The sequence below is a fragment of the Cognatilysobacter bugurensis genome (assembly GCF_014652095.1).
Lineage (GTDB): Bacteria > Pseudomonadota > Gammaproteobacteria > Xanthomonadales > Xanthomonadaceae > Cognatilysobacter > Cognatilysobacter bugurensis.
On the sequence record NZ_BMYD01000003.1, the window covers coordinates 173123 to 200015 of the forward strand.

At 70.9% G+C, this 26893-nt stretch carries 25 protein-coding genes; 13 read left to right on the top strand and 12 right to left on the bottom strand.

Annotated elements, in window-relative coordinates; all coding sequences use genetic code 11:
* Window positions 1–74 precede the first annotated feature (74 nt).
* Together IE075_RS10220 and IE075_RS10225 are read left to right on the top strand one after the other, a co-directional pair.
* Window positions 75–1106 carry a GGDEF domain-containing protein gene (locus tag IE075_RS10220; protein ID WP_189456162.1) on the top strand — a complete coding sequence of 344 codons (1032 nt, stop codon included), beginning with the start codon at window positions 75–77 and terminating at the stop codon, window positions 1104–1106.
* 113 nt (window positions 1107–1219) lie between these two features.
* A complete protein-coding gene (locus IE075_RS10225; protein WP_189456164.1) occupies window positions 1220–2254 on the top strand; it encodes a GGDEF domain-containing protein in 1035 nt (344 codons plus the stop codon).
* A gap of 33 nt (window positions 2255–2287) precedes the next feature.
* On the opposite strand, the gene IE075_RS10230 is transcribed toward IE075_RS10225, so the two are convergent.
* From IE075_RS10230 to trxA, 3 genes are all read right to left on the bottom strand, one after another.
* Window positions 2288–2794, bottom strand: coding sequence for a hypothetical protein (locus IE075_RS10230; protein ID WP_189456165.1), 507 nt, complete (start codon window positions 2792–2794; stop codon window positions 2288–2290).
* Window positions 2795–2934: 140 nt separating this feature from the next.
* A complete protein-coding gene (rho, locus tag IE075_RS10235) occupies window positions 2935–4710 on the bottom strand; it encodes a transcription termination factor Rho (RefSeq protein ID WP_229792459.1) in 1776 nt (591 codons plus the stop codon).
* 259 nt (window positions 4711–4969) lie between these two features.
* Window positions 4970–5296: a thioredoxin TrxA gene (gene trxA, locus IE075_RS10240; protein ID WP_189456167.1), complete on the bottom strand. Its 327-nt coding sequence runs from the start codon at window positions 5294–5296 to the stop codon at window positions 4970–4972.
* A 244-nt stretch (window positions 5297–5540) separates the two neighbouring features.
* Here trxA and rhlB point away from each other — a divergent pair, with 244 nt between their 5' ends.
* The 6 genes from rhlB to rpoH all read left to right on the top strand — a co-directional run bounded on the left by rhlB (window position 5541) and on the right by rpoH (window position 11945).
* Complete coding sequence (gene rhlB, locus IE075_RS10245; RefSeq protein WP_189456168.1) at window positions 5541–7349, top strand: ATP-dependent RNA helicase RhlB; 1809 nt, start codon at window positions 5541–5543, stop codon at window positions 7347–7349.
* 360 nt (window positions 7350–7709) lie between these two features.
* Window positions 7710–8390 carry a cell division ATP-binding protein FtsE gene (ftsE, locus tag IE075_RS10250; protein ID WP_189456170.1) on the top strand — a complete coding sequence of 227 codons (681 nt, stop codon included), beginning with the start codon at window positions 7710–7712 and terminating at the stop codon, window positions 8388–8390.
* Window positions 8387–9319, top strand: coding sequence for a permease-like cell division protein FtsX (gene ftsX, locus IE075_RS10255; protein WP_189456172.1), 933 nt, complete (start codon window positions 8387–8389; stop codon window positions 9317–9319). The genes ftsE and ftsX overlap by 4 nt, the downstream gene beginning before the upstream one ends.
* A 4-nt stretch (window positions 9320–9323) precedes the next feature.
* Entirely contained in the window at window positions 9324–10169 is an 846-nt protein-coding gene (locus tag IE075_RS10260) for a response regulator (protein WP_189456174.1), read from the top strand.
* A gap of 3 nt (window positions 10170–10172) precedes the next feature.
* Window positions 10173–10880: a uracil-DNA glycosylase gene (gene ung / locus IE075_RS10265; RefSeq protein WP_189456176.1), complete on the top strand. Its 708-nt coding sequence runs from the start codon at window positions 10173–10175 to the stop codon at window positions 10878–10880.
* 177 nt (window positions 10881–11057) lie between these two features.
* Window positions 11058–11945 (top strand): RNA polymerase sigma factor RpoH, encoded by an 888-nt coding sequence (gene rpoH / locus IE075_RS10270; protein ID WP_189456178.1) that lies wholly within the window; start codon window positions 11058–11060, stop codon window positions 11943–11945.
* A gap of 144 nt (window positions 11946–12089) precedes the next feature.
* Here the strand turns inward: rpoH and IE075_RS10275 are convergent, their stop codons facing one another.
* A complete protein-coding gene (locus IE075_RS10275) occupies window positions 12090–13199 on the bottom strand; it encodes a COG3904 family protein (protein ID WP_189456181.1) in 1110 nt (369 codons plus the stop codon).
* Between the two features lie 182 nt (window positions 13200–13381).
* Window positions 13382–15574 (bottom strand): primosomal protein N', encoded by a 2193-nt coding sequence (locus IE075_RS10280; protein ID WP_189456183.1) that lies wholly within the window; start codon window positions 15572–15574, stop codon window positions 13382–13384.
* 453 nt (window positions 15575–16027) lie between these two features.
* On the opposite strand from IE075_RS10280, the gene IE075_RS10285 reads away from it, so the two are divergent.
* Window positions 16028–16900, top strand: a complete 873-nt coding sequence (locus tag IE075_RS10285) for a hypothetical protein (RefSeq protein WP_189456185.1) — start codon at window positions 16028–16030, stop codon at window positions 16898–16900.
* Window positions 16890–17543 carry a DUF3106 domain-containing protein gene (locus IE075_RS10290; RefSeq protein WP_189456188.1) on the top strand — a complete coding sequence of 218 codons (654 nt, stop codon included), beginning with the start codon at window positions 16890–16892 and terminating at the stop codon, window positions 17541–17543. The genes IE075_RS10285 and IE075_RS10290 overlap by 11 nt, the downstream gene beginning before the upstream one ends.
* Before the next feature lie 51 nt (window positions 17544–17594).
* Here the strand turns inward: IE075_RS10290 and IE075_RS10295 are convergent, their stop codons facing one another.
* Window positions 17595–17903 carry a DUF4286 family protein gene (locus IE075_RS10295; protein ID WP_189456190.1) on the bottom strand — a complete coding sequence of 103 codons (309 nt, stop codon included), beginning with the start codon at window positions 17901–17903 and terminating at the stop codon, window positions 17595–17597.
* Between the two features lie 9 nt (window positions 17904–17912).
* Complete coding sequence (locus IE075_RS10300; RefSeq protein WP_189456192.1) at window positions 17913–19232, bottom strand: DUF3667 domain-containing protein; 1320 nt, start codon at window positions 19230–19232, stop codon at window positions 17913–17915.
* A 117-nt stretch (window positions 19233–19349) separates the two neighbouring features.
* Between IE075_RS10300 and IE075_RS10305 the strand changes: the two genes are divergently transcribed.
* Both IE075_RS10305 and sppA read left to right on the top strand, forming a co-directional pair.
* Window positions 19350–20765, top strand: coding sequence for an MATE family efflux transporter (locus tag IE075_RS10305; RefSeq protein ID WP_189456194.1), 1416 nt, complete (start codon window positions 19350–19352; stop codon window positions 20763–20765).
* A gap of 51 nt (window positions 20766–20816) precedes the next feature.
* Window positions 20817–22703 carry a signal peptide peptidase SppA gene (sppA, locus tag IE075_RS10310; RefSeq protein WP_189456195.1) on the top strand — a complete coding sequence of 629 codons (1887 nt, stop codon included), beginning with the start codon at window positions 20817–20819 and terminating at the stop codon, window positions 22701–22703.
* A 243-nt stretch (window positions 22704–22946) separates the two neighbouring features.
* Here sppA and IE075_RS10315 read toward each other — a convergent pair whose 3' ends face one another.
* Window positions 22947–23153 (bottom strand): hypothetical protein, encoded by a 207-nt coding sequence (locus IE075_RS10315; RefSeq protein WP_189456197.1) that lies wholly within the window; start codon window positions 23151–23153, stop codon window positions 22947–22949.
* A gap of 96 nt (window positions 23154–23249) precedes the next feature.
* Between IE075_RS10315 and IE075_RS10320 the strand changes: the two genes are divergently transcribed.
* A complete protein-coding gene (locus tag IE075_RS10320; protein ID WP_189456199.1) occupies window positions 23250–24026 on the top strand; it encodes an SDR family oxidoreductase in 777 nt (258 codons plus the stop codon).
* A gap of 69 nt (window positions 24027–24095) precedes the next feature.
* On the opposite strand, the gene IE075_RS10325 is transcribed toward IE075_RS10320, so the two are convergent.
* From IE075_RS10325 to tsaC, 4 genes are all read right to left on the bottom strand, one after another.
* Window positions 24096–24239, bottom strand: coding sequence for a hypothetical protein (locus IE075_RS10325; RefSeq protein ID WP_189456200.1), 144 nt, complete (start codon window positions 24237–24239; stop codon window positions 24096–24098).
* A 291-nt stretch (window positions 24240–24530) separates the two neighbouring features.
* On the bottom strand, window positions 24531–25337 hold the full coding sequence (locus IE075_RS10330; RefSeq protein ID WP_189456202.1) for a hypothetical protein: 807 nt from the start codon (window positions 25335–25337) through the stop codon (window positions 24531–24533).
* On the bottom strand, window positions 25337–26101 hold the full coding sequence (locus IE075_RS10335; RefSeq protein ID WP_189456204.1) for a DUF4124 domain-containing protein: 765 nt from the start codon (window positions 26099–26101) through the stop codon (window positions 25337–25339). The genes IE075_RS10330 and IE075_RS10335 overlap by 1 nt, the downstream gene beginning before the upstream one ends.
* A 176-nt stretch (window positions 26102–26277) precedes the next feature.
* Window positions 26278–26847, bottom strand: a complete 570-nt coding sequence (gene tsaC, locus IE075_RS10340) for an L-threonylcarbamoyladenylate synthase type 1 TsaC (RefSeq protein ID WP_189456207.1) — start codon at window positions 26845–26847, stop codon at window positions 26278–26280.
* Window positions 26848–26893 lie beyond the last annotated feature (46 nt).

Genomic DNA, 26893 nt, shown 5'->3' on the forward strand with positions numbered 1-26893 from the left:
GCACCCGGCCACGGGGCGTGAAGCTCGCGGTCGGAACGGTGGCATAGTCGGCGGCGAAGACTGATACGCGGCCCGTGGAACGCCCGTTCGCCATCACATTCGAGCCCGGAATGTCGCTGCAGCGCCTGCGCACCGATTTTTCGTTTGCCGTCCTCGTCCTGACCGGGACGTGCCTCGTCGTGGCCGTCGTGCCGTTTGCGCTCTACCGCGCGATGGTCGGCCCGGTCGCGGTCGCGATGCTCGACTCGGCGATCATCGCGGTCGTGCTCGGCGCCATCGTGCGTGTGTGGCGCGGCGGCGCGGTCGAGCCGGCCGCGCGGCTGGTCAGCGTGGCGCTCGGGGCCGGCGTGCTCGGCACCGTGGCGCTCGTGGGCCCGCTCGCCGCGCCGTGGCTGTATCCATACGTGCTCGCGGTTTTCCTGCTCACCGGGCGGCGTTGGGCGATTGCGTTGTCGGCCATCACGCTTGCGGCGCTGCTTCTGATGCCCGGCGCGTACGAGTCGGCGGTGCAGGCGGCGGTCCACACGACGACCGGTGCGCTGAGCGCCGCGTTCGCCTACGTGTTCGCGCAGCGCGCGGGACTGCAGCACGCGCACCTGCACCGCCTGGCCACCCACGATGCGCTCACCGGCGCACTCAACCGGCGTTCGCTCGGCCAGGAACTCGAACGGGCGATCGACGCCGCGCGCAGCGACGCGGGCACGGCATCGTTGATCGTGCTCGACCTGGACCGCTTCAAGCACATCAACGACACGCACGGCCACGAGGCGGGCGACCGCGTGCTCATCGAATTCGCGCACGCCGTGCGCGATGTCACCCGACGCACGGATCGCTTCTTCCGGCTCGGCGGCGAGGAGTTCCTGCTCGTGCTGCCCGGTGCAGATGCGACCGCGCTCGCGCGGCTGTGTGAAGCGCTGCGCGATGCCACGCGAACGCGGCTCGAAGTCGGCGGCGAACCGGTCACGGTGTCGATCGGCGCAGCCGTGCTGCAACCGGACGAGACGGCCCGCGAGTGGCTCGTGCGCGCGGACCGGGCGATGTACCGCGCCAAGCGCGCGGGGCGCGACCGCGCCGTCATCGATCAACCGGCGCCTGCGACCGGCTGACACCTGAACGTTCCGATTCAAGTCCGGTCGCGGACCGCCGATATCGACTCCGAGCGTCCCTGTCCGGGCGCCGCGGCGCCATCGCACCGCTTTGGGATGACGGGGACTTACCGATGCCGTGGCAGCGCCTTCAGACCGATTTCCGCTTCGCGCTGATCACGCTGTTCGGTACGTTGGCCACGCTGTGCCTGGTGCCGATCGCGGTCTACCGTTTCATGACGGGCGCGACGGCCACCGGATTCATCGACCTTGGCGTGGTCATCGTGATCGCCGGCAGCGTCGTCTACATGTGGCGCGGTGGCAGCGTCGAAGTCGCGGGCCGGATCGCGGCCGGCATTGGCGCGGCCGGGGTCATCGTCGTATCCATGCTCGTGGGTCTCGCGGGCCTGCTGTGGGTGTACGCCGTGGTGGTCGCCAGCTTTCTGATCGTCGGCAAGCGCACGGCCATCGCCTACGGCGTCGTGACGGTGCTCACGGTGGCCGCGGTCGGCACCGGGTTCGACAGCGCGTACATGCGCGTCGCGTTCGCGGTGACCGGTCTCGTCGTGGGACTGTTCGCCTACATCTTTGCGCATCGCACCGAGCACCAGCGCATGCAGCTCGAGCAGCTCGTCACGCGCGATGCGCTGACCTCGGCCGCGAACCGCCGCGCGATGGAGCAGGAACTGCCGATCGCGATCGCCGCGAGCCGGCGCAACGACACGCCGGTAAGCCTGGCCGTGCTCGACATCGACCACTTCAAGCACGTCAACGACGAGCACGGGCATGAAACGGGCGATCGTGTGCTCGTTGATTTCGCGCGCGTGATCGCTGCGACGACGCGCCGTGGCGACCGGCTGTTCCGCTACGGCGGTGAGGAATTCGTGCTGCTGCTGCCGGGCATCGACGCGACCGCGCTGCCGGTGCTGTGCGAGACGCTGCGCCAGCGCGTGGCCGACCAGGTCGAGGTCGGCGGGCGACCGATCACCATGTCCGTTGGCGCGGCCGAACTCGGCCCGGAAGACACGGCCAGCGAATGGCTCGCGCGCGCCGACAGTGCGATGTACCGGGCCAAGCGCGACGGGCGCAACCGCGTCGTCGTCGCCACCACGCCGGGCACGGGCGCGGTGATCGACCTGCTGCTGCGCCAAGCCGCGCGCCGCGACTGAGGCCCGCCGCAGCGGGCCCTCGACGCGAACGCCTCAGTGCCCGGCGCTGGGCCCCGACTCGAGCAGGGCCGCGCGCGACGACGGGCTGCCGCAGGTGCGCACCTGCGCCGCGACGCCAGCAAGCACGTGCCGCATCGCGACGAAGCCGTGTGCCAGTTGTACGAACAGCGACGCTTGGCCGGCACGGGCAAGCACGGCGACTTCGGGGTACGCAGCCTGCCCCAGCGACGCGTAGTAATCGGGCCCGACATTGCGTCGCCGTGCGAGCGCGGGAAACAGGCCCGCGATCAACAGGCAGCGATCGCCGACGTCGCGCAGTGCATCGCAGCGCGCGGTGCCGACGCATTCGAGCCCGTGCAGGCACTCGAGCGCCATCGTGCGGCCGCCGAGTTGCGCGTCGCCCTGGTGGCGATGGAGCACGAACACGAGGTAGCTCTCGACGTCTTCCGGCAGGCGCATGTGCATGCGCGCTTCGCCTTCGCGCACGAGCTCGTACCGCAGTTGCGAGGCGGGGCCGAGGTGCAGGGCTTCGTTCGGCATGCGTGCGTCCGATGTCGTGGGCCTGCGAGCAGACGTACCACGCCGGTCGAGCGGCAAACGCCGCCGTCCGTCACGGATGCCGCGCCAATAAAAAACGCCCTGCATTGCAGGGCGTTTTCGTTCAGCGTGCCGCGATCGGCTCAGCGCTTCATCGAGCTGAAGAACTCGTCGTTCGACTTCGTGGTCTTCATCTTGTCGAGCAAGAATTCCATTGCCGCGATCTCGTCCATGCCGTGCAGCAGCTTGCGCAGGATCCAGATCTTCTGCAGCAGCTCCGGCTCGATGAGCAGGTCCTCCCGGCGCGTGCCCGAGCGGTTGATGTCGATCGCCGGGTAGACACGCTTCTCGGCGATGCGGCGGTTCAGGTGCACTTCCGAGTTGCCGGTGCCCTTGAACTCTTCGTAGATCACCTCGTCCATCTTCGAGCCGGTGTCGATCAGCGCGGTGGCGATGATCGTCAGCGAGCCGCCTTCCTCGACGTTGCGCGCGGCGCCGAAGAACCGCTTCGGCCGGTGCAGCGCGTTCGCGTCGACACCGCCGGAGAGGATCTTGCCGCTGGACGGCACGACGTTGTTATACGCACGCGCCAGACGCGTGATCGAGTCGAGCAGGATCACCACGTCCTTCTTGTGCTCGACCAGGCGCTTGGCGCGCTCGATCACCATCTCGGCGACCTGCACGTGGCGGCCGGCGGGCTCGTCGAACGTCGAGCTCACCACTTCGCCGCGCACGGTGCGCTGCATTTCGGTGACTTCCTCGGGGCGCTCGTCGACCAGCAGCACGATCAGGTGCACGTCCGGGTGGTTATGCGTGATCGCGGTGGCCACCTGCTGCATCAGCATCGTCTTACCGGCCTTAGGCGGCGAGACGATCAGCGCGCGCTGGCCTTTGCCCTGCGGCGCCATCAGGTCGAGGATGCGGCCGGTGATGTCCTCAGTGCTGCCGTCGCCGCGCTCGAGCCGGAACTTGCGGCGCGGGAACAGCGGGGTCAGGTTCTCGAACAGGACCTTGTTCTTGCTCGCCTCGATCGGCTCGCCGTTGATCGTATCGACGATGTTGAGCGCGAAGTAGCGCTCGCCGTCCTTCGGGAAGCGAATACGGCCCGAGATGTGATCGCCGGTGCGCAGGTTGAAGCGGCGGATCTGGCTCGGCGAGATGTAGGTGTCGTCCGGGCCGGCGAGGTAGCTCGCCTCGGCGGCGCGCAGGAAGCCGAAGCCGTCGGGCAGGATTTCCAGCACGCCGTCGGCGGCGACGCCTTCGCCGTGGCGCGTGAGCACCTTGAGCAGCGCGAAGATGACGTCCTGCTTGCGGGCGCGGGCGACGCCTTCATGGATGTTGAGCTGGTCGGCGATCTCGAGCAGCTTCGGCGCCGGCATCCGCTTGAGGTCGCCGAGCGAGTACTGCGGGAAGCCTTCCGGCACCTGCGGATGCGCGCGCGGGACGAACGTGTCCTGGCCGCCGTCGTCGCTCATGCCGCCATCGCGGCCACCACCACCACCTCCGCCACCGCCGCCGCGCTGGCGCTCGCGGCGGTTACGGAACCGGTCACGGCGGTTGCCGCGCTGGCCGTCGCCCTGCTCACGCGGGCCGCCCTGTTGCGGCTGCCCGTTCGACGAGCCACCGCCCTGGCCGGACGCGTCGTTCGACGAGCCGTTCGAGCCGCCATCGCCGGCCGCCGCGGACTCGCGCGGCGCGTCGGAGCGCGGGGACTCGGAGCGCGGTGCGTCAGCACGGGGCGCTTCGTTGCGCGGCGCTTCAGTGCGGGGCGTCTCGGCGCGCGGCGCGTCGTTGCGCGGCGTCTCGAGCGGAAGCTGTTCGGGGCGGGCATCGGCCGCCGCGGTTTCCGACTTCGGGGCGCGCGGCTTGCGCACGCGCTTCTCGGCGACTTCGCCGGCGTCAGGGGTCTGTTCGGACAAGCGTGGAATCCTCGCTAAGCGGCGAGCGCTCGCAGGTGTGCGAGCGGAGGGAGGGAGGCAGAATTCGGAGACGGGGTGCGGCGGGCGTAACGCGCACGCGCCGGATGCCGCAGGAAGCTAGCACCGCCCCCGTCACATACGCAAGCGGCCGCGCGATGCGGCCGGCGCGCGGTTCACACGGGTCCGGGGCCGGGCGCACGGTCCGGCGGCGCAGGGCGGCGCCCTCGGCGGCGGCCGCTGGGCCGCGGACCGCAGGTGCTCAGAGCGCCTTGTCGAGCATCTGCGCGAGCTGCGCCTTGCCGACCGCACCGATCTGCGTGGCTTGCACCTGGCCGTCCTTGAACAGCAGCAGCATCGGGATCGAGCGCACGTGGTACTTCATCGCGGTCGACTTGTTGTGGTCGACATTGACCTTCACGATCTTGACGCGGCCGTCGTAATCGTCGGCCAGCTGGTCGAGCGCCGGCGCGATCATGCGGCACGGGCCGCACCACTCGGCCCAGAAATCCACGAGCACCGGCTCGGACGACTGCAGCACCGTTGTTTCAAAGTCGGCGTCGCCGACGTGCTTGACTTTCTCGCTCACAAAATTCTCCTGGGGGACCAAAGCGCGCACGTCCGGGGCACCGGCGCAAGGGGCGCGGACGCATACGGTAGACTGGGTCGCCGTGACACGTCGTGTGCACGGCCCTGGCCGGCGAATCGCGCCTGGCCGGCCGCCCGATTTTCCTGCCCGCGTGGCATTCCGAACGGCCCCGGCAGTCTGCGTCGCCGCCGCTACCCACGCAAGCCAGACCCACGCGCGCACCGCGCGCCGACCCGAACAGGCCATGAGCGACAAGCCCTTAACCGACATCACCTTCTCTTCGTTCCCCCTGCATCCGGAGCTGCTCGCCGGGCTGGAATCCGCGGGCTTCTCCCGCACCACCCCGATCCAGGCGCTGACGCTGCCGCTGGCGCTCAACGGGCGCGACGTGGCCGGGCAGGCCCAGACCGGCACGGGCAAGACGCTCGCGTTCCTCGTCGCGGTCATGAACCGGCTGCTGACGAAGCCCGCGCTCGCCGACCGCAAGCCCGAGGACCCGCGGGCGCTGATCCTCGCGCCGACGCGCGAGCTCGCGATCCAGATCCACAAGGACGCGGTGAAGTTCGGCAGCGACCTCGGCCTGAAGTTCGCGCTCGTCTACGGCGGCGTGGACTACGATAAGCAGCGCGAGCTGCTGCTGCAGGGCGCGGACGTAATCATCGCCACGCCGGGCCGGCTCATCGACTACGTCAAGCAGCACAAGGTGGTGTCGCTGCACGCCTGCGAGATGTGCGTGCTCGACGAAGCCGACCGCATGTTCGACCTCGGCTTCATCAAGGACATCCGCTTCCTGCTGCGCCGCATGCCCGAGCGCACCACGCGCCAGACGCTGCTGTTCTCGGCGACGCTGAGCCATCGCGTGCTCGAACTCGCGTACGAGCACATGAACGAGCCCGAGAAGCTCGTCGTCGAGACCGAATTCATCACCGCGGCCAAGGTGCGCCAGAAGGTGTACTACCCTTCGGACGAGGAAAAGCTGCCGCTGCTGATCGCGCTGCTGTCGCGCTCTGAGGGCGCACGCACGATGGTGTTCGTCAACACCAAGGCGTTCGTCGAGCGCGTCGCGCGCGCACTCGAAAAGGCCGGTTACCGCGTCGGCGTGCTCAGCGGCGACGTGCCGCAGAAGAAGCGCGAGTCGCTGCTCAAGAAGTTCCAGGCCGGCCAGCTCGAGATCCTCGTCGCGACCGACGTCGCCGCGCGCGGCCTGCACATCGACGGTGTGTCGCACGTCTACAACTACGACCTGCCGTTCGACGCCGAGGACTACGTGCACCGCATCGGCCGCACCGCGCGCCTTGGCGCCGAAGGCGATGCGATCAGCTTTGCGTGCGAGCGCTACGCGATGAGCCTGCCGGACATCGAGGCCTACATCGAGCAGAAGCTGCCGACCGAGCAGGTCACGGCCGACATGCTGGTCATGACGCCGCGCCCCAAGCGCGAGCCCGTGGTCGGTGAGGCCGAGGGCGACGACGGCGAGAGCATCGGCTCGATCTTCAAGGAAGCGCGCGAGCAGCGCGCGGCCGAGGACGAGCGCCGTGGCGTCAAGAGCCGCTCCGGTTCGCGCAGCGGCAGCGGCAGCGGCAGCGGACCGCGCAGCGAGCGTGCGCCGCGCGACGGCGACCGCCCGCGTCCGCCGCGCCCGCGCCGCGAAGAGGCAACGACGGACGGCGCGGCCGCGGCGGCAGCACCCGTCGAGGTCGTGGCCGTGACGGCGGTGCACGTCGAACACGCCGGTGGCACGCCGACGGGACTCGAGACGACCGAGCGCGCGCCGCGCAAGCGCCGTCGCCGCCGTGGCGGACGCCGCGTGGGCGAAGGCGCGGACGCCGCTGGCGTCGCGCAGCCGGCCGCTGCGGCCGACGCCCGTGGCTCCGACGCCGCGCCGAAGGCGGCCCCGGCAGCGAAGCCTGCCGCAAAGCCGCGCAAGCCTGCCGCTGGCGCGGCGTCCAACGCCGCGCCAGCGGCACCGACGGATGCGAAGCCGGGCCTGCTGCGCCGCATCGGCCGCGGTCTGCGCTCGCTGGTGACGCGCGGACCGCGCTCGCAGCACTGAGGCGCCTGGAGGTTCATGCGCCGCGGTCAGCGCGGCGCTGGACCCATGGGCGTGCATCGAGCCGCTCGCGACGAGGCGCTCAACCGATCGGTCCGAAGACGTCGCCGCCGCGGCGCCTTCGACGGAGCCCATCGCGCCGTCGTGCGCATCACGGACGCGAGGCTCATGGCTCGGCGCCCCGAAGCATCGGTCGCGGATCTTCGATGACGGACGCGGCTTCCTGCCCCGGCATCTGCGCGAAACGCCGCCGCACCTGCACCGGGCTTCGTCCGCTGACATCGCCAAAGCCATGACACGGCGCGCGGCCCGCCGCTGCGCTTCTGCGATACTTCCCGGCCGTCGTTGCCGTCCGCCGAGTCCATGCCGCTTCTGCGTTTCGACCAGGTCAGCAAGCGCTACGCGAGCCGCGATGCGCTCGTCGATGTGAGTTTTGCGGTCGAACCCGGCGAGATGCTGTTCGTGACCGGCCACTCCGGTGCGGGCAAGAGCACGCTGCTGCGGCTGATCCACCTCAGCGAGCGACCGACGCGCGGCACCGTGCTGTTTGCCGACCGCAACCTCGCGAAGGTGCGCGGCGGTCGCGTCGCGATGCACCGCCGCGAAGTCGGCGTCGTGTTCCAGGACCACCGCCTGCTCGCTGACCGCAGCGTGGCCGACAACGTCGGCCTGCCGCTGTTGCTGCGCGGCACGCCGCGTGCGGAGATCGCCAAGCGCGTGCGCGCCGTGCTCGAGAAGGTCGGCCTCGGCGAGCGCGGCACGGCGCGTCCGCGTGAACTGTCTGCCGGCGAGCAGCAGCGCGTCGGCATCGCGCGCGCAATCGTCTGCGAGCCTGCGCTGCTCGTCGCCGACGAGCCGACCGGCAACCTCGATCCCACGCTGTCGGCCGAGATCCTGGCGCTGCTCGAATCGCTCGCCGCGCGCGGCACTGCCGTGCTCGTCGCGAGTCATGACCTCACGCTCGTGCGGCACATGCGCAGGCGCGTGCTCGTGCTCGACGGCGGCCGTCTCGTCGACGACATCGCGCCGGAGGAACTTGCATGAGCGCGGCCCGTCCCGCACGCGGTGGGCGCATGCGCACCTGGATCGACCATCACGCCTACAGCGTGGTCGCGAGCATCGGTCGCCTCGTCGGCCGGCCGTGGGCCACCGCGCTGACCGTCGGAGTGCTCGCGATCGCCCTCGCGTTGCCGCTCGGCCTTGGCCTGGCGCTCGCGAACCTCGGGAGGCTGTCGGGCGACGTGCAGGCCACGCGCGCGATCGACGTCTTCGTCGCGCCCGACCTGCCCGAGGCGCGCGCACGGGCACTGGCAAAGCGACTGCACGAGCGCAGCGATGTCGCAGGCGTCGACTGGCGCTCGCCCGATGAGGGCGCCCGGATGCTGCGCTCGCGCGGCTTCGCCGAAGCGCTCGATGCGCTCGAGGCGAATCCGCTCCCGGGCCTGCTGCAGATCACCCCGCGCGGCGACGAGACCGCGCTGCTCGCCGCGCTGCAGGCGCTGCCCGAAGCCGAGCGCGTGCAACACGACGCCGCGTGGCGGCAGCGCCTTGGCGACGTACTTCGCCTCGGCGCCCGGCTCGCCGCGGTGCTCGGCGTGCTGCTCGGCCTCGGCGCGCTGCTCGTCGTCGGCAACACGGTCCGGCTCGATATCCAGTCGCGGCGCGAGGAGATCGAGGTGCTGCAGCTGCTCGGCGCGTCCGACGGCTTCGTGCGCCGGCCGTTCCTCTATCTCGGCGCGGCGTACGGCGCGCTCGCCGGCGCGCTAGCCGTTGCATTGCTCGCCGCGGCGGATCTCGCGCTGTGCGCGCCGATTGCCGAACTCGCGCGCAGCTACGGCAGCACGTTCGCACTGCAGGGCCTGACGCCGTCGACCGCGATCGCCGCGGTGGCGGCCTCGACGCTGCTCGGCTGGGTTGGCGCGGCGCTCGTCACCGGCCACTATCTGCGTCAGACCCGGCCGACTTCGACCTGAGCCCATGACGACCGGCCCGACCGACCTGCGCCACCTCGCGAGCGACGCCCCGCGCATCATGGTCGTCGATGGCTCCAAGCTCGTGCGCAAGCTCATCGGCGACGTGCTCGTGCAGGAACTCGCGAACGCGGTCGTCGTGCCGTGCGCGGGCATCGCCGATGCGCGCGCCGCGCTCGCCGCCGGACCGGTCGACCTCGTCACCACCTCGCTCGCATTGCCCGACGGCGACGGCATCGCGCTCGCGCGCACCGTGCGCGAAACCGCTGGGCAGGCGTACGTGCCGGTGATCGTGGTGTCTGCCGAGGCACAGTCGCACCTCGAGGCGCGCCGCTTCACCGAAGACGTCACCGACTACTTCGACAAGAGCCTCGGCTTCGGGCCGCTCGCCGCATTCATCCGCGGCTACGTGCAGCCGCAGTCGATGCCGGGTGCGCGCGTGCTGTACGTCGAGGACAGCCGCGTGGTCGCGCTCGCGACCAAGCGCATGCTCGAGCGCCACGGCCTGCAGGTGCTGCATTTCGTCGGTGTCGAAGAAGCGCTCGTGCACCTGGAGGCGCACCGCGACGGCGAAGACCCGGGCGCCGACCTCGTGCTCACCGACGTCTACCTCAAGGGCGAGCTCAGCGGGCACGACCTGCTCGACCGGCTGCGCGGCGACTTCGGCTACGGCAAGCGCCGCCTGCCGGTGCTGGTGATGACCGGCGACGCGAACCCCGACAACCAGAGTGGGCTGCTGCGCGCGGGCGCGAACGATCTGGTGCTCAAGCCCATCGAGGAGCGCCTGCTGATCACCAAGACCCTGTTCCAGCTGCGGCTCGCGCGTTTGTTCGACGCGCCCGCCGCGCCCTGAGCCGTGGCTAACGCGGAGCGCGTCCAGCTCGAGCCCTCGTGGAAGGCGCGCGTCGGCGACTGGTTCGAGCGCGATGACATGCGCGCGCTCGCCGCGTTCCTGCGCGAGCGCAAGGCGGCCGGCGCCACGGTCTATCCGCGCGGACCGGACATCTTTGCCGCGTTCGATGCCTGCCCGTTCGAGCGCACGCGCGTGGTGATCCTCGGCCAGGACCCGTACCACGGCCCCGGCCAGGCGCACGGGCTGGCGTTCTCGGTGCGTACGGGCATCGACGTGCCGCCGTCGCTGGTGAACATCTTCAAGGAACTCGAACGCGACCTCGGCCTGCCGCGCCCCGACCACGGCTGCCTGCTGCCGTGGGCGCGGCAGGGCGTGCTGCTGCTCAACGCGGTGTTGACTGTCGAGGCCGCCCGCGCGGGCGCGCACCAGGGTCGCGGCTGGGAAGGCTTCACCGACCGCGTCGTCGAGGTGCTCAACGCCGAGCGCGAAAACCTCGTGTTCCTGCTGTGGGGCAGCTACGCGCAGGCCAAGGGCAAGGTGATCGACCCGCGCAGCCACCGCGTACTCAAGGCGCCGCATCCCTCGCCGCTGTCGGCGCACCGCGGTTTCATCGGCTGCGGACATTTCTCGACGACGAACGAGTACCTCGCCCGCACCGGCCAGGCGCCGATCGACTGGCGCCTGCCGCCACGTGCCGAGCTCGATGCATGACGCCCTTGCGCGACCGCGGCGCCATCCCCATTGCTGTTACGGCCGAGTTGACCCGGTGGCCACGTTCGCTTCCACATACTGTCGGCGAAGGGGCGCGGCATCGTTCCATGAACGCAACACTTCGGGATCTCTCACCTCATTTAGCAGTCGTATGTTGCGACTGCTAAAATCATGCCCATGACCCAGACCGCCACAGCTCTGATCGCGAACAACCTGCCCGTGCCGGCCCTGACGGGGCTGTCGTCGCTTGGTTCGCTCGACGCGTACATCAACGCCGTGCACCGCATCCCGGTGCTCAGCGTCGATGACGAGCAGGCGCTTGCGCGCCGCTACCGCGACGAGAACGACCTCGATGCCGCCCGCGAGCTCGTGCATTCGCACCTGCGCTTCGTCGTGCACGTCGCCCGCGGCTACAACGGCTACGGGCTGCCGATGGGCGATCTGGTGCAGGAAGGCAACATCGGCCTCATGAAGGCCGTCAAGCGCTTCGACCCCGACCAGGGCGTGCGTCTGGTGAGCTTTGCCGTGCACTGGATCCGTGCGGAGATGCACGAGTTCATCCTCAAGAACTGGCGCATCGTGAAGGTCGCCACGACCAAGGCGCAGCGCAAGCTGTTCTTCAACCTGCGCCGCAGCAAGACGCGCCTGGGCTGGATGAACGCCGAGGAGGTCAGCGCGGTCGCACGTGACCTCAACGTGTCCGAGCGCGAGGTCATGGAGATGGAGTCGCGCCTGTCGGGCCGCGACATCGGCTTCGACATGCCCGACGACGCGGACGACGACCACGCGCCGCCGTCGCCGGCCGCGTACCTGCGCGCCGCCGAGGAAGACCCCTCGCAGGCCTACGAGCGCGAGGACGAGGAAGAGAGCCAGCTGCAGGTGCTGCGCGCCGGCCTGGCGAACCTCGACGAGCGCTCGCGCGACATCGTCAAGCGTCGCTGGCTCGACGGCGACTCGAAGGTCACCCTGCAGGAGTTGGCCGACGAGTACGGCGTGTCGGCCGAGCGCATTCGCCAGATCGAGGCGAACGCGCTCAAGAAGATGCGCGGCCTGTTCACGGCCTGAGGCGCGTCGCTGCGGTGTTCAAACGGCCCGGGTTCTCCGGGCCGTTTGCGTATGGGGTCCTTGATCACAGAGCGCGCAGGCGGCTCTCGTGGCTGCCGCGAGCGGGCCGCGGTTCTGTGTCGAACGCGCTCGCGACAGACGCCGTCAGCGGCTGCGAACGGTCGAGCCGGACGTGGTCGCAGATGGCGGCGGCGCGTCGCGTTTTTCGTCGTCCTTACGGGCCAGACGTAAGTCGCCGTCCGGTTCCATGAGGTCGGCGAGCGGGCCGTCGTTCGGACACGTGGCATCGGGGAAGCCGAACTGCTTGCGCAGCGCCAGTCCGCACATGCGCTGCTCCTCGAAGCCGTCGCCGGGGTCCTTGAGGCACTGGTTCTCGAACGCATACGCGAATGCGTCGCGGCGCTGCACGAACGGCTTGCCGCAGCGGCGCATCACGAGGATGCGATCGAGGTCGGCCTGCGCCGCGTTCACGCCGGCGAGGCCAAAGAGCGTGAGCTCCTCCGACGTCAGCAGGCGCAGGTCGCGGTTGGGCACCGTCATCATGAGATCGGCAAGCGCGGCGGCGCCGCCGTTGCGCTCGAGGTATTCGGTCACGTCGCCGTGCACCTGCTTGAGCTCGGCGCGCAGTTCGGCGCGCGAGTTCGCGCGCGATCGGTCGCGGAACAGGCGATGGATGCCGACCTTGCCCTTGACCGAGCGGGTGTCGCCGCCAGCGAGCACGAGCACGCAGGCGCTGTGGCAGATCGCGTCCTCGCGCACCCAGATGTCCCAGCGCGTGTCGGCCATGACGTCGCCGGCGCGGATCGCCTCTTCGACGTGCCCACCGGTCGAGGAGATGTCGAGCACGCGCGACTGGATCTCCATCCGGTCGGCCATCGCCGCGACGCGCTGCACGAGCGCGGTGAAGCCCGCGCCGATCTTGCCTTCGTAGCGCACTCGTACGCGGCCGGTCTCGCGGCAGGGCGAAAGCGCATCGACGAGCGCGAAGAACGTCAGCGATTCCAGCGGCTCGCCTTCGCCGTCGGCCTCGTAGTCGAAGCTGCAGGTGATGCGCGCGGTGCCGCCTTCAAGGCGCGCGTCGGGCCAGTGCGTGCTCGTCATGACGTCGACCGGAGCCGCCTGCGGGGCGGGGTCGACGACCGGTTCGGCCGTGCCGTCGGATTCGTTTGCGAATGTCACCGGCGGCGCGCGGTCGGCGCTGCCGCAACCGGCAACCGCCAGACACAACCACAGGCCCCAGGTCTTGCTCCACATCCGATCGGATTCCGTCTGACTGTCGCGCCGGCTCGGCCGGCCTTCGCGGCCGCGTGTGGCGGCCGTCCCCCATTCAACCGCGTTCGGCATCCAAAAAGCGTTAGCTCGCCTGCAGGTGTTGGGCACGCAGACAGGCTCAGCGCGCGCAATGCCCCGATTGGCGACGCACGTCACGGCCTGCATCAATACAGGTCGACCGGGTCGACATCGAGCGACCAGCGCACGCGGCGCGCCTCGGGCGCGTCGTACAGCGCCGGCACCGCAAACGCGAGCGCGGCATGCAGCGCCGGGCGGTCGGCCGCCGACACGAGCAGCTGCAGGCGCTGGTAGCCCGCGCGGCGCGGCAGCGGCGCCGGCAGCGGGCCGAAGCGCTGCACGTCGAACCCGTCGAGGAGCCCGGAGGCGACGCGCAGGAACGCATCGGCGTGCTCGATGCGCTGCGCTTCGGCGCGCAGCAGGGCCAGCCGGGCGAACGGAGGAAACCCCGCCGCTTCGCGCTGCACGAGCTCGGCCTGCGCAAATGCGGGGTAGCCGCCTTCGAGCAGCACATGCAGCAGCGGGTGGCCCGGGTGATGGGTCTGCAGCACGACCTCGCCCGGCCGCCGCGCGCGTCCGGCGCGCCCGGCGACCTGGATCAGCAGCTGCGCGAGCTTCTCGGGCGCACGGAAGTCCGCGCTGAACAGGCCCTCGTCGATGCCGACCACCGCGACCAGCGTAAGGTTGGGCAGGTCGTGTCCCTTCGCGAGCATCTGGGTGCCGACGAGGACACCCGGAGCGTCGCCGAACTTTGCCAGGTGGTGCTCGAGCGCGTCGCGGCGCTGGGTGGTGCCGCGGTCGATTCGCAGCACCGGCACCTCGGGAAAACGCTCGGTGAGCAGCTCCTCGATGCGCTCGGTGCCCGCGCCCTGCGGCTGCAGTGCGAGACCGCCGCAGTCGGGGCAGGCTGGAGGCGCCGGTCGGCGCACGCCGCAGTGGTGGCACTGCAGGCGCCGGCCGTGCGCATGCACGGTCATCGGGCTGCCGCGCTCGGGCGTGCTGCAGCGCGCGCAGTCGGCGGTCCAGCCGCAGTCGTGGCACAGCAGCACGGGCGCGTAGCCGCGGCGGTTCTTGAACACGAGCGCCTGACCTTCGGCCTGCAGCGTCGCGTCGATGGCGTCGAGCAGTTCGTTCGACAGCCCCGCGTGCAGAGCGCGCTTGCGGATGTCGAGCACGCGCACGCGCGGCGTGCGTGCGGCGCCGGCACGGTGGCTCAGGCGCAGGTGTGCGTAGCGGCCGAGCTGCGCGTTGTGCAGCGATTCCAGCGACGGCGTCGCGCTGCCGAGCACGACCGGCACGCCGAGCGCCTTCGCGCGCACGAGCGCGAAATCGCGCGCGTGGTAGCGCAGCCCGTCGAGCTGTTTGTAGCTGCCGTCGTGCTCCTCGTCGACGACGACGAGGCCCGCCTGCGGCAGAGGCAGGAACACGGCCGAGCGGGTGCCGACGATCACCCGCGCCTCGCCTCGCGCGCAGGCGGCCCAGGTGCGGGCGCGCTCCCCGTCGGACAGGCCCGAATGCAGCACATGCACGGGCACGCCGAGCCGCGCGCGGAACCGCGCGAGCGTCTGCGGGGTCAGCCCGATCTCGGGCACCAGCACGAGCGCCTGCCGGCCGCGGGCCAGACAGTCGGCGATCGCCGCGAGGTAGACCTCGGTCTTGCCGCTGCCGGTCACGCCGTCCAGCAGCAGCGTGGCAAAGCGATCGCGCACCTCGAGCACGGCATCGACCGCCGCCTGCTGCTCGTCGTGCAATTCCGGGCCGGGCAGCGGAAGCGGCGCGGTATCGCTGGCGTCGACTTCGACGCGCTCGGCCAGCTCGCGCCCGGCCAACGTGCGCGCGGCGTCGCGCCAGCCGTCCATCCACGCATCGAGTTCGGTCTCGGCGACGGTGTCGGCGCCAAGGCGCGCGGCGAGCCGTTGCGGCCGGCCCGGGCGCCAGCGCGCTTCGCGGCCGGTCGCGGTGAGTCGCCAGCCGAACGCGCGGGTGTCGGGCACCGGCTCGCCGTGCCGAAGCAGCGTCGGCAGTGCGGTCGCGAGCACCTCGCCGAGCGGCGCGTGCAGGTAGCGCGCGAGCCAGTGCAGCGACTCGAGCAGTTCGCCGCGCAGCAGCGGCGTCTCGTCGAGCCGCGCGATTACCGGCTTGATCGCGTCGGGTGCGAGCTCCGGTGCACCGGAGCCGACCACGAGGCCGACCAGTTCGCGCCGTCCGAACGGCACGCGGACGCGGCACCCGATCGCGTCGACGCCTGCTTCTTCGCCATCGGGCGGTCGATAGTCGAACCGCCGCGGCAACGGCACCGGGAGTGCAACGGTCCAGACGGGGGGTGACGGCGTGGACATGGCCCAGTCTAGCCCGGCCCCGGCGGCTGCACGGTCGCGCTTAGATGGGCGCCGTTGTTGCGGCCGCCGTCACAAAAAAACCGCAAGTCAGCGTTCGTAAAGCGTTTTCTGGTTTATCCACACAGCCTGTGGATAACACTGTGCATGGGGCGTTGGCAGATCCGTCGACACACACTCATTCCGGGCTTTCGCCCGCGTTGGTCAAAAAAGTGCCATGCGCATAAAGACCATAAGGATCAATGGGTTAGCTTGTAGCGACATGAGATCGACATGAACCCTTGACAGTGAAGGGCATGTGATGAGTGTGGTTTTGGGCGCTGTGCACAACGCCTTCATGGTTGAGCCGGCAAGGGCGGTTTTGCGGGTGCTCCCCGCGGAAAAGTCAACCCGGCGTCACGACCGGCGCTGCGGCCGCGCCCGCTATCATGCGCGGCGCTGCCAAGGGGTCGATCGATGTCCGTTGCACCTGCGCGAGTCGCCCGCACCGGGCCGTCCTCCGCGCTCACCGCGTTCGTGCACGGCGTCGAACGTCGGGCCCGCGTGCTGGCCGAACTTCAGGCCGGTGACGCTGATGCCGGCAATCAGGTGCTTGCCGAGGCGACGCGCGTGTTCGCGCTCGACGCGGCCGATCGTCCGCTTGCACAGTGGCCGCAGAGCTTCTGGTCTGCGCTGCTCGCCGCGACGCCGATGCGCGAGCAGGCCACGCATTCGTCCGGCTGGCATGCGCTCGCGCCCGGCCCACGCGCCGCGCTGCTGCTGCGCTGGGCCGGCGGCCTCGACGACGCCACGGCCGCGCAGGCGCTCGGCGTCAGCGCGAACACGTTCCGGCTCGCGCTGCGGCACGCGCTCGACGCAGCGGGCGACAACGCCCCTGCGCTGCACGCCGAGGTCGACACGCGCCTCGCCGCGCCCGAGCCGGCGCGGCAGCACGCGCCCGAGACGCGCGCCGAGGAGGCTGCCGAGCCCGCGCCCGAACGCCCGCGGCGGCTGCTCGCGGTGCTGTGGACGCTGCTTGCGGGCTGCGTCGTCGCATTTGCCGCCACGTTCTTCCCGCAGAAGACCGACGATCGCGGCGCGCACTTCACGCCGCTGCCCGAAAGCGCGCCGGCAGCGCGCTACGACGCGGCGGACGGCCTTATCGTGCATCGCGACTTCGCGCTGCTGGTCGACGCAAACGCAGCCCCCTGGCTGGACGATCTGGAGTTCTACGCCTGGCTCGCGGCCGGGGCGCCGGGCCCGACGGCGGTGCCCGAACTCGAGTCGACCGCGCCGGCGCTTGCGCCGGTGATGCCCGAGGCTGCATTGGAGACGTTCGATGGGCTCTGACCGACGTCGGTTCGGCCGCGCCGTCGGGGCGTTGCTCGCGGTGTCGCTGGCCACCGCCGCGATCGCGAACGCCGCGCCGACGCTGTCGTCATTCAAGCGCGTGCTGCCGCTGCTGCCGCCCGTCGAGCGCGCGCGCCTCGAGCAGCGGGTCGAGACCCTGCGCCGCTGGAGTGCGTCCGAGCGGGCCGCGCATGCGGAGCGCGTGGCCGCGTGGGAGGCCTTGCCAGCGGCCACACGCGCCGCGCGCCGCGAACGTTACGCCGCCTGGCAGGCGCTGCCGCCGGACGAGCGGGCTCTTCTGACGCAGGCGCGCGCGGCGTTTGGCGCGATCGAGCCCGCGCAGCGCGAGGCCTTGCGCGCGCGGTTCGATGCGCTCGACGGCACGCTGCACCGCGGCTGGCGGCTCGGCCCCACGCTGGGCGCCGACTACGTACGGCTGCAGCCGCTGCTCGCACAGGTGCCCGAGGACGAGCACGCGCCGCTGCTGCGCACGCTGCGCGCGATGACGCCGCTGCAGCGCATGGACCTGGCGATGCTGGTCCAGCGCACGCCGCCGCACGAGCGTAGCGGGCTGCGCCGCGAACTGGTCTCGACGTCGGCCGCGCAGCGCGACGCGTGGCTGTACGCGCGGCTGCAGCGCTGAGCCAATCGCCGGTCGGCCGCGCGCGGCCCCATCGGCAACGTGCGCGATGGCCTAGCGCTCGAGCGTTTGCATGACGCGCCGCTGCGCACGGAACCGCGTTCCAAAGCGGGCGACGCCGTCCGCACGCAGACGCGGCGCGTGCTCGCGCAGGTAGGCATCGAGCGCGGCCGCATCCACGAGCCGGTACTGCACGCACAACGAGCGCTGCCCTTCGGACGGCGCGGGCTCGGTCACTTCGAACATCTGCGCGCCGGTGAAGCCCGGCAGTGCGAGGATTTCGTCGATGTGCGGCCTCAGCCAGGCCAAGTACGCCGCGTGGATCTCGGCGTCGACGTCGACATTGACTTCGTAGATCAGCATGCAAGCTCCTCAGCCGCCGCTCGTGAGCCCGGCGAACATGGTGTAGATGACCGCGGCGAGCACGAGCATGAAGTACGCGCCGCCGAGCAGCAGGTATTTGCCTGCGGTGACGAGCCAGCGCTGCTGATACACGCGTTTTTGCATCACGAGCAGGTATGCGGGCACCGACAGCCACAGCGCGCCGTGCAGGACGTCGATCGTCTGGTCGACAGCGGTGCCCGGCAGCAGCGCGTTTGCGATCGCGAGCAAGAACCCGGCGAGCAGCACGATCAGCATGAACGCGTGGCTGTAGAGCGCCACCACGAGATGTTCGAGGTAGCCGCGTGCCGAGCCGACGTAGATCAGCCGCAGCAACAAGGCGAACACCGGCACCAGCACGAACAGCGCGGACGGCACGGACGCGAGTGCAAGGCTCGCCATCGCCAAGCCGCCGCTTTCGTCGATGCGCGCAACATTGCGCTCGGCGTTCGCCAGACGACGGTTGAGCCACTGGTTCGCGAACGCCGGCAACCAGCCGACGGCCAGGGGGTTGTCGTGTTCGTGCCAGGGGCGGTCGGGGTTCTGCAACTGGCCGCCCGTCAGCGCTCGCGCGAAGGCGGACACGTCGGAACGCCCCGTGTTTCCGGCAACGGGCTTGGTCGCGGTGTCGTTACCGGCATCGATCGCACGATTCGCCGACGCGGGCGACGATGGGGCATCGGCGGTCGCCAACCGCGGTGCAGCGGCGCGCGCTACGAGGGCATCTGCCTGGGCCGTGTCCCCGCCAAGGGCCTCGATGCGCTCACGCGCGGTCGCGCGCAATTGCTGCTCGATCACGTCGAAACCCTGGCGCCCGCCCGGCACATACGCGACCGTCTCGCGCGCGGCGCGCAGGTCGGCGAGCTCCTCCGCGAGCACGCGCTGCACATCGGCCACGCTGCGCGCAGCGTCGAACTGCGGAAACTGCGTTTTCACGCCCGCGCTGGCAGCCGCCGTCGGCGCCGCGCGCGTCTGAGCCTCGTCCGGGCGTTCGCGTCCGCCCAGGCCGACCGCGAGCTGGCCGATGAAAAACGTCAGCACAGTGAGCACCACGAACAAGCGCAGCGGCGGCACGTACCGCGCGCGCTGGCCGTCGAGGTAGTGGCAGGCGACGCGACCTGGCACGAACAGCTCGCGCAGGGTGCGGAACACGCGCCCGTCGAGGTGCCAGAACGATTCGAAGACGTCCTCGACCGCGTGGTGGAAGCTGCGCAGCGGATTCGCGGCGTGCTGGCCGCAGGCGTGGCAGTACGCGCCGTGAAGTGTCGTGCGGCAGTTCTCGCAGGCGGCGGGCAATTCGGCGGCGTGCATGGCGATCCCCATCCCAGCGACGGCAGCGCGCATTGCAGCACGCCGCCCGCCCGGCGTCGACGCGGTCGCGCCCGCACGCGCTCGCTAAGATGCGCGTCCCGCTGCCGCGTGCCCGCCATGTCCGTCGACGTACCCGCCCGCAGCCTGCGAGCTGAGATCCGCACCACCGGCACGCTCGCCGCGCCGCTCGTGGCCGGGCACGTTGCGACCGGGCTCATCAGCTTCGTCGACAACGTGATCGCAGGCCACCACGGCACTCAGACGCTCGCCGCGGTCGCAGTCGGCACCGCGCTGTTCTGGCTGCCGGTCGTGGTGCCGATGGGCACGCTGATGGCGCTGCCGCCGTCGGTCTCGCAGCTTGACGGCTCGGGCCGGCGCGGCGAGGTCGGTGCGCTGTTCAGGCAGGCGCTGTGGCTTGCCTTCGCGCTCGGCGTCGTGCTGTTCGCGTTCCTCACGTTTGTCGTGCACGCACTCGCGCCGATGGGCATCGCACCGGAAATCATTCCGGGCGCCACCGCATTCCTCCACGGCATTCGCTGGGGCGTGCCCGCGCTGACGCTGTTCTATTGCATGCGTTATCTCGCTGAAGGCGTGCACTGGACGCTGCCGACGATGCTCGTGAGCGCTGCCGGCCTGCTCGTGTTGCTGCCGCTGGGCACCGTGCTCACATTCGGCCGCTTCGGGCTGCCCGAGCTCGGTGCGGGCGGCCTCGGCATTGCATCGGCGGCGATGCTGTGGGTGCAGGCGATCGGCTTTGCGCTCGTGTTGCGGCACGCGCGGCGGCTCGATGATCTCAACCTGTTCGAGCGGTTCGATGCGCCGAACTGGCCCGCGATCCGCGGCCTGCTCGCGACCGGGCTCCCGATCGGCGTGACCGTGCTCATGGAGGGCAGCCTGTTCATCGTCACGGCGCTGCTGATCGGCCGGCTCGGCGACGTGCCGGCCGCGGCGCACCAGATCGCGCTCAATGTCGCGACGCTGAGCTTCATGGTGCCGATGGGGCTCGCCGAGGCGACGACCGTGCGCGTCGGCCATGCGCTCGGTCGCGCCGACGTGGCCGGCGTGCGTCGCGCGGCGGCGGCGGGCCTGGCGATCGTCATCGGCACGCAGTTGCTCTCGGGCACGGCGATGCTGGTGTTCAACGACGCGCTCGTCGCGGTCTACACCCGCGACGCCGCGGTGGCCGCGCTCGCCGCGTCGCTGCTGCTGTATGCGGCGGCGTTCCAGTTCCCCGACGGCGTGCAGGTGCTGTCCGCCGGCGCGCTGCGCGGGCTGCAGGACACCCGCGTGCCGATGGGGCTGGCGGCGATCGCGTACTGGGCGATCGGCATGCCGCTCGGCGCCGGGCTCGGCCTCGGTTTGGGCTGGGGGCCGAAAGGCATGTGGCTGGGCCTCATTGCCGGCCTCAGCGTCGCCGCGGTGCTGCTCGGCACGCGGCTGATCCGCTCCAGCGAGCCGGCGCGCCTGAACGCCCGCCTTGCGCGCGCTGAACCGCGCCCTGCAGCACATTCAGCGGTGACCAATGGCGGGTGACCGACCCGTGCATGGCCGGTACGCTGCGCACGTCTGTAGGAGTCTCTAGAAATGAATGATGTTCGTCGCCGCGGCCCGGTCGCGCGGTTCTTCGTCGGCCTGTGGGACACGGTGAACTTCACCCGTCGCCTCGTCTTCAACCTGCTGTTCCTGCTGCTGCTCGTGCTCGTGATCGCCGCGATCGGTGCGGGCGACCGCGCCGAGCCGCTGCTCGATCGCACGACGCTCGTGCTCGCGCCCGAAGGCCGGCTCGTCGAGCAGTACAGCCTCGACCCGGCCACGCGCGCGCTCAACCGCACGCTCGGCGAGAACACCGGCGAGGTGCAGCTGCGCGATCTCGTCCGCGCGCTCGACGCGGCGCGCACCGACAAGCGCATCGAACGCGTCGTGCTCGACCTCGACGGCCTGCAGGCCGACGGCATGGCCTCGCTGCGCGAAGTCGCGAACGCGGTCGCGCGCGTGCGTGCGGCCGGCAAGCCGGTTGTCGCGTTCTCGGAAATGATGGACCAGAAGCAGTACCTGCTCGCCGCGCAGGCGAACGAGGTCTATCTGGATCCGATGGGCGGCATGCTGCTCGAAGGGCTGTCGCGCTATCGCCTGTATTACCGCGAGGCGCTCGAGGACAAGCTCGGCGTCGACATGCACCTGTTCAAGGTCGGCGAGTTCAAGTCCGCCGCCGAGCCGTACGTGCTCGATTCGGCATCGGCCGAAGCCAAGCAGGCCGACCTGTACTGGATGAACGACGTGTGGCAGCGCTACCTGACCGACGTCGCGAAGGCGCGCAAGCTCGATCCGCAGTGGCTCGCGGCGCGCGTGCAGTCGCTGCCGGCTGAGGTGCAGGCCGCGAACGGTGACCTCGCCCAGTACGCGCTGCAGCACAAGCTCGTGGACGGGCTGAAGACCCGCAACGAAGTCAACGAATTGCTTGCCGAGCGCGGCATCGCGGACCTCGACGAGGACAGCGGCTTCCGCCAGGTGTCGTTCGACGGCTACCTCGCGCATCTCGATCGCGCCGTGACCGCGCCCGACCTGCGTCCGCAAGTGGCCGTGGTCGTCGCCGAGGGCTCGATCACCGGCGGCGAGCAGCCGCCGGGCACGATCGGCGGCGAGTCCACCGCCGCGCTGCTGCGCGACGCGCTCGACGACGAGAACGTCAAGACCGTCGTGTTGCGTGTGGATTCACCCGGTGGTGAGGTGTTCGCGTCCGAACAGATCCGCCGCGAGGTCGTCGCGCTCAAGGCCGCCGGTAAGCCGGTCGTCGTCTCGATGGGCGATCTGGCCGCGTCGGGCGGCTACTGGATCAGCATGAACGCCGACCGCATCTACGCCGATCCGTCGACGATTACCGGCTCGATCGGCATTTTCGGCCTGATTCCGACGATCCCGCGCGCGCTCGACAAGCTCGGCGTGCACGCCGACGGCGTCAGCACCACCGGCATCGCCGGCGCGTTCGACATCACGCGTCCGCTCGATCCCGCGGTCGGCGCGGTGATCCAGGCGGTCATCAACAAGGGTTATCGCGATTTCACCGGCAAGGTCGCCGAGGCCCGCGGCCGCGACATCGCCCAGGTCGACGCCGTCGCGCGTGGACGCGTGTGGAGCGGCGCGCAGGCGCTCGAACGCGGCCTCGTCGACGAACTCGGCGGCCTGCAGGCGGCGGTGGACCACGCCGCGGCGCGCGCAAAGCTCGGCAAGGCCGACGCGTGGCGCGTGCATTACGTCGAAAAGCCCGCAACGCCATTCGAGCGCTTCTTCGCAGGCTTCGCGGAAACGCGCGTGGGCCAGGCCTGGTTGCGCGATTCCGACCTCGCCCGCGGCCTCGTCATGCGCATGCTGCCGCAGGCCGCCGACGACCTCGCGTTCCTCGAGCGCACCCTGCGCGAACGCCGCGCCGGCACTCCGGTGACCGCGCTGTCGCATTGCTTCTGCGGGTTCTGACGCTCGCCGCAGGACTACGACTCGATTGATGGCGATCCACACGGCCGCAGATGCGGCCGTGTGCTTTTTGGCGTCGTTGTTCGAAGCCGTGGCGCCTGGCCTATAACCCCGAGCTAATACCGCGAGTGTCCCGCTGAGTCGTGATCGGCATGGCGCGCTGCAGCGTCCGCTCGCCTGTTGACTCGCGCGCGTCAGCGCCGAGCGAAACGACTTCGATCAAGCCACGCGCCTGCTTCCCGCCGCTCAGCCGCCTGCGGCAGTCGTCAGCACTTCGCGTGTTTCAGCGGCGGTGTCGAGCGTCTGCTGCACCGCGGCGGCGCGATCGAGCGGCGCCTGCAGTGCGCGCGCGGCGACCTGCGGCTCGGGCGGGGCGGTTTTATCGGGCGGCTGCGGAGGGCGGTCGCAGGCGGCGAGGCCGACGACGGCGAGCACGAGGGCGAGACGGCGCATGGCAGGCTCCATCGGATGTCGGCGGCTATGCTACGCGCCGCGCGGTGACCGCCGTGCGCGGCCGCGGTGCGGTCGTTCCCTGGCAACGGAGAGGCGATGAACGCGGGCCGCTGGCGACTGGATGGACAACTCGCGCTGGTGACCGGCGGCAGCGCCGGGATCGGCCGTGCGATCGCACGCGAACTGCTCGGCTTCGGCGCCGACGTGCTGCTCGCCGCGCGCGACGCGTCGGCGCTCGAGGATGCGCGCGCCGAGCTCGCCGACGAGTTTCCCGATCGCGAGGTGCAGGCGTTCGTCGCCGATGTCGGCATCGACGAGCAGCGGCGCGACCTGCTCGACTGGGTCGAGGACTTCGGCGACGGGCTGCACATCCTCGTCAACAACGCCGGCGGCAACCTCAGCAAGCCGGCCACCGATTACGCCGACGCCGAGTGGCGCGAGATCTTCGAGGTCAACGTGTTCTCCGCGTTCGAACTCGCGCGGTATGCGCATCCGCTGCTCACGCGGCACGCAGCATCGTGCGTGGTCAACGTCGGCAGCGTGTCCGGCGTGACGCACGTGCGCACCGGTGCGCCGTACGGCATGAGCAAGGCTGCGCTGCACCAGATGACGCGCAACCTCGCGGTCGAATGGGCCGAGGACGGCATCCGCGTCAACGCGGTCGCGCCGTGGTACATCCGCACGCGCCGCACATCGCCGAAGCTGGCCGATCCCGACTATCTCGACGACGTGCTGCTGCGCACGCCGATGGGGCGCGTGGGCGAGCCTGAAGAAGTCGCCGCAGCGGTCGCATTCCTCTGCGTGCCGGCCGCGTCGTACGTCACCGGCGAGTGCATCGCGGTGGACGGCGGATTCCTGCAATACGGCTTCTGACGCGCCATTGGGCCCATTAAAAACGCCCGCTGAGTGCGGGCGTTCTGGCGGATGTTGCCGCACCGGCGCTCAACGATTGCTGCCGCCGCGATTGCCGCCGCCGCCGCGCGAGGACTCGCCGCCTTTGCGGCCGATGGCGGACATGTGCTGGCGGTTCTGGCTTACCGACTCGCCCCCCTTTTGGGCGATCTTGCGCTGCTGGGTTTCGTCCATGCCCGCGAAGCCGCGGTTCGATTGGCCGGCGTTGCCGCCGCGATTGTTTTGATTACTGGCCACGGAAGTGCTCCTGATCTGTGCTGGGAGTGACAGGCGCGGCCCGTCAATCCGGTCCGTTGCCCATCGGGCCGCCGCCTTATGCGCGGCGGACCCAGGTCGACAGTAGGCAGCGCCGGGTTATTCACCGGAAGAGTCGCGGTGAAGGCGCCCTTATGCGAACGCGAGCGCGTCGATCGCAGACGGCGGGGGTTCACCCGACGCACGGCGCCGCAGCACGCAGGCTGACGTCTACGACCCGCAGGCGCTGTCGTCGACGATCGCGCGGACGCGGTCGATCTCCACACGTGCGGTTTCGCGCTCGTCGAGCCGGCCGAACGTCAGCGCAGATTCCATCGCACGCAGCCGCTGGCGCCAGCTGTCGCAGAGCGTGGCCGCCGGCACGGGGGCGCATTCGTCGCGCACGACCTGGCACGCATCGCCGGCGGCCGGTGCCGCGCCGCCGCCGATCCCGGCCGTCGCCAGTTGCGCACAGCGCGGCGCCGGCTCGGGGTTCTCACCGAAATAGACGGTGCCATCGAAGACCCGACAGGCGTACAGCGGCGGCGGGGCGGCGTCCTCCGTCGGCGCAACGCCCGGCACGGTGGCCAGTGCGGCGGGCCCGGGCACGACCGGCGTCTGCGGCGGGACGGTGATCGTGGCGGGCGCGCCCGCCGGTCCAAGCGGCATGACGCCGGCGGGCCCGGGTGCAGGCACCACGCCCTGGGCGCCCGGCGCAGGCACGATGCCCGGGCTCACCGTGGGCGGAATGATCCCGGGCGCGCCCGGCGCGGGCGGGATGCCGGGCCGCGGCGCGCCCTGGATCAGCCCGGGCGGCCTCGTCGGCGCCACCGGGGCGTTGGCGGGAACCTGCGGCGTCTGGATCACACGCCGGTCCTGCTGGTCCGTGCCCGAAGGACAAGGGCGGTCGTTCTGCACGATCACGGCGCCGTCGGCGCCCGCACAGCGGTAGATCACCATGCGCTCCTGCGCCGCCGCCAGTGCAGCCGAGAAGGCGATCAGGGCGATCAAGGGCAGGGCCGGTCGGGGCAGGTGCATCAGGAACCTCCGCAGTCACTGGCCAGTCGCGCGTCGATGCCGCGCTGTTCAGTCGTGATGCGTACACGCTCGCTCTGCAACGCGCTGTGATAACGCCGGTCCAGCGCATAGCGCTCATCGCGCAGGCGCGCGCAGACCTCCGACTGCGGCAGCGGGTGACACGCGTCGCGCACCCAGGTGCCGGCCGGCACGGCGACGACGCCTACGCCGAGCGGCGGGCCGCCCGGTCCGGGGTTGTGCGGTGGTTGCAGTGGCGGCCGCAGCGGGGGCTCCACGGCGCGGCCGCCCGCACGCAACTCGTAGTGGCTGCCGTTGCCGACGCGGCCTTCGATGCGGCCGTACACGCCGCCATGGGCGCGGTGCGCGTAGCCGCTCGGATAACCGGACCAGGGCGCAACGCCGAGCGTCCACAGCGGCACCCAGCGCGGGCGCCCGTCGGCGCTTTCGCTCGTGTAGCGGTCGCCCTCGGGCGTCACGCATTCATACAGCGGGCGCGGCGCGGTGACGACCACGATCCGCGTGCGTTCCGGCGCAACGGTCGCGGGTGTCGATGTCGGGGCGACAGTTGGCCGCGCACGCGGGGGCGGATCGGTGGGGCGCACCATCGGACGCACCTGTTGGCGATCGCCTGCACGACACGGCGTGTCGCGCAGCGTGAGTCGGCCCTGCGCATCGGTGCAGCGGTAGATCATCACGTCGGCCGCCGATGAAGCGCCGCAGGCGAGCGTGAGCGTAAGAAGCGCGGCGGGGCGAGCGAACGTCATACCCGCATCCTGCGCCGCCAGCGCGTCGGCGGGAAGCGACAGCGCTGGCGCGGCCGCGGCGGGCTCGATCTCGGTTCAGCTCGGCGGCGCGTTCGATGCCGCCGTCGGGCGCAGGCGATGGCAGGCAATGCTCCCGGGCGCGTGTCCCGCGTGACGTCCGCCGCCGCGGTGGGTCTTCAAAGCCGGAGCGCGGCCCCGCTGAGCGCATCGCGGATCACGGTCGGCCGGTCGAGCCCACCGGTCTCGCCCTCGACGATCCCGTCCAGGCGCGTGCGCAGGTCCGGATCGAGCGAGGAGAGTGTCGACGGCGCCGGCGCGCCGGCGGGGTTCGCGCTGGTCGATACGAGCGCGCCGCCGAACGCATTGCACAGCGCGATGACGACCGGGTGCGCGCTCACGCGCACCGCCACACCCGCGTGCACGCCGCTGATCCAGCGCGGCACGCGCGCGGTCGCGGGCACGACCCAGGTGTTCGGGCCGGGCCAGCTTGCATCGATCTCGTTCCGCCGCGCGGCCGGCACGCGGTCCCAGTCGAGCAGGCCGTCGAGTTGGGAACGCGCCGCCGCAATGAGGATGAGCCCCTTGTCGACGGGGCGATCCTTGAGCGCGAGCAATCGAAGCACGGCCGCCTCGTCGAACGGATCACAGCCCAGGCCCCAGACGGCCTCGGTCGGGTAGGCGAGCACGGCGCCGCGGCGCAGCTGCGGCGCGGCATCGATCGGTGCAAGCAGCGGCGCGTTGGTCATGCGGCGAGCTTAGCGCGAGGCCGCGTGCGTGCTGAACCGCATCGTG